Source organism: Rhizobium sp. TRM96647 (assembly GCF_025780115.1).
GTDB lineage: Bacteria > Pseudomonadota > Alphaproteobacteria > Rhizobiales > Rhizobiaceae > Mycoplana.
Genome location: NZ_JAOXHF010000034.1, coordinates 1 through 2,500, shown reverse-complemented (window position 1 = coordinate 2,500; position 2,500 = coordinate 1). Strand labels below are relative to the sequence as shown.

Here is a 2,500-nt window from a genome sequence, read left to right as displayed (position 1 = left end):
TGCTAACGTCCGTCGTGAAGAGGGCAACAACCCTGACCTCCAGCTAAGGTCCCCAAGTCATGGCTAAGTGGGAAAGGATGTGAGGATCCCAAAACAACCAGGATGTTGGCTTAGAAGCAGCCATCATTTAAAGAAAGCGTAACAGCTCACTGGTCTAAATAAGGGTCTTTGCGCCGAAAATGTAACGGGGCTGAAGCCATGCACCGAAGCTGAGGATGTGCAGCAATGCACGTGGTAGCGGAGCGTTCCGTAAGCCTGTGAAGGGAGACCCGTGAGGGCTCCTGGAGGTATCGGAAGTGCGAATGTTGACATGAGTAACGATAAAGAGGGTGAGAGACCCTCTCGCCGAAAGACCAAGGGTTCCTGCTTAAAGTTAATCTGAGCAGGGTTAGCCGGCCCCTAAGACGAGGCGGACACGCGTAGTCGATGGGAACCACGTTAATATTCGTGGGCCTGGTGGTAGTGACGGATCCCGTATGTTGTTCAACCTTATTGGATTGGTTGGGCTGCGAAGGGGTTCCAGGAAATAGCTCCATCATTATAGACCGTACCCGAAACCGACACAGGTGGTCAGGTAGAGTATACCAAGGCGCTTGAGAGAACTACGCTGAAGGAACTCGGCAAATTGCACGCGTAACTTCGGAAGAAGCGTGACCCTTTTCCACGCAAGTGGGATGGGGTGGCACAGACCAGGGGGTAGCGACTGTTTATCAAAAACACAGGGCTCTGCGAAGTCGCAAGACGACGTATAGGGTCTGACGCCTGCCCGGTGCTGGAAGGTTAAGAGGAGAGGTGCAAGCTTTGAATCGAAGCCCCAGTAAACGGCGGCCGTAACTATAACGGTCCTAAGGTAGCGAAATTCCTTGTCGGGTAAGTTCCGACCTGCACGAATGGCGTAACGACTTCCCCGCTGTCTCCAGCATAGACTCAGTGAAATTGAATTCCCCGTGAAGATGCGGGGTTCCTGCGGTCAGACGGAAAGACCCCGTGCACCTTTACTATAGCTTTACACTGGCATTCGTGTCGGCATGTGTAGGATAGGTGGTAGGCTTTGAAGCTTGGACGCCAGTTTGAGTGGAGCCATCCTTGAAATACCACCCTTATCGTCATGGATGTCTAACCGCGATCCGTCATCCGGATCCGGGACCGTGTATGGTGGGTAGTTTGACTGGGGCGGTCGCCTCCGAAAGAGTAACGGAGGCGCGCGATGGTGGGCTCAGACCGGTCGGAAATCGGTCGTCGAGTGCAATGGCATAAGCCCGCCTGACTGCGAGACTGACAAGTCGAGCAGAGACGAAAGTCGGTCATAGTGATCCGGTGGTCCCGCGTGGAAGGGCCATCGCTCAACGGATAAAAGGTACGCCGGGGATAACAGGCTGATGACCCCCAAGAGTCCATATCGACGGGGTTGTTTGGCACCTCGATGTCGGCTCATCGCATCCTGGGGCTGGAGCAGGTCCCAAGGGTTTGGCTGTTCGCCAATTAAAGCGGTACGTGAGCTGGGTTCAGAACGTCGTGAGACAGTTCGGTCCCTATCTGCCGTGGGTGTAGGAATATTGACAGGATCTGTCCCTAGTACGAGAGGACCGGGATGGACATATCTCTGGTGGACCTGTTGTCCTGCCAAGGGCATAGCAGGGTAGCTATATATGGAAGGGATAACCGCTGAAGGCATCTAAGCGGGAAACCCACCTGAAAACGAGTATTCCCTTGAGAGCCGTGGAAGACGACCACGTTGATAGGCCGGGTGTGGAAGCGCAGCAATGCGTGAAGCTTACCGGTACTAATCGCTCGATTGGCTTGATCGTTCTCATTGAAAATGCTCATCGAATGAAATTCGATGAGCCATCTCTTCTGTCCTGACGCACGCAGTGCTCCGGACGGGCCGCGCCACTGGGCGCGACGGCCGCTTGGCCTTGCGGAGCTTCGCTCCGACGCCCGAGCAGAAGAAAAAAGACGTGTTCAAAGTAAAGAGGCTTTGCCTCGCCAGCTTCTCATATCATGCACAAAGCATGTTCATACGTTCCCGTATGACCGCTTTGGCACCCTTCCGAGCGAGAGCGAGGAAGAAAGGTTTGCCAAAGCAAAAGGGAACAAGCGTCCATGCCTGCGGCATGAACATTTGCCCTTAGCCGACCTGGTGGTTCTGGCGGGGTGGCTGCACCCGTTCCCATTCCGAACACGGCCGTGAAACGCCCCAGCGCCAATGGTACTTCGTCTCAAGACGCGGGAGAGTAGGTCGCTGCCAGGTCTGCTAAAGGCAAATGAAAAAACACCATCTTCTCACTCACCAGAACCGGCCCAAAGCCACAAAACGGGCCGCCTTCAAGCGGCCCTTTTGCCGTGATACAAAACGCAGGACAAAACGATATTTGCCGCAGGCAAAACCGTCGGTATTTTGCCCAACGGCAAAAACAGGATAACGCGGGGTGGAGCAGCCCGGTAGCTCGTCAGGCTCATAACCTGAAGGCCGCAGGTTCAAATCCTGCCCCCGCAACCA

General features: G+C 54.8%; 1 tRNA gene and 2 rRNA genes (1 of these 3 cut by a window edge). All 3 read left to right on the top strand.

What is annotated here, in order from left to right:
- Positions 1 to 1,808 (top strand): 23S ribosomal RNA (locus OCK02_RS25960); it begins 992 nt to the left of the window's first position.
- A 328-nt stretch (positions 1,809 to 2,136) separates the two neighbouring features.
- Positions 2,137 to 2,251, top strand: a 5S ribosomal RNA gene (gene rrf, locus OCK02_RS25955).
- A gap of 172 nt (positions 2,252 to 2,423) precedes the next feature.
- Positions 2,424 to 2,500: transfer RNA gene (locus OCK02_RS25950), tRNA-Met, on the top strand.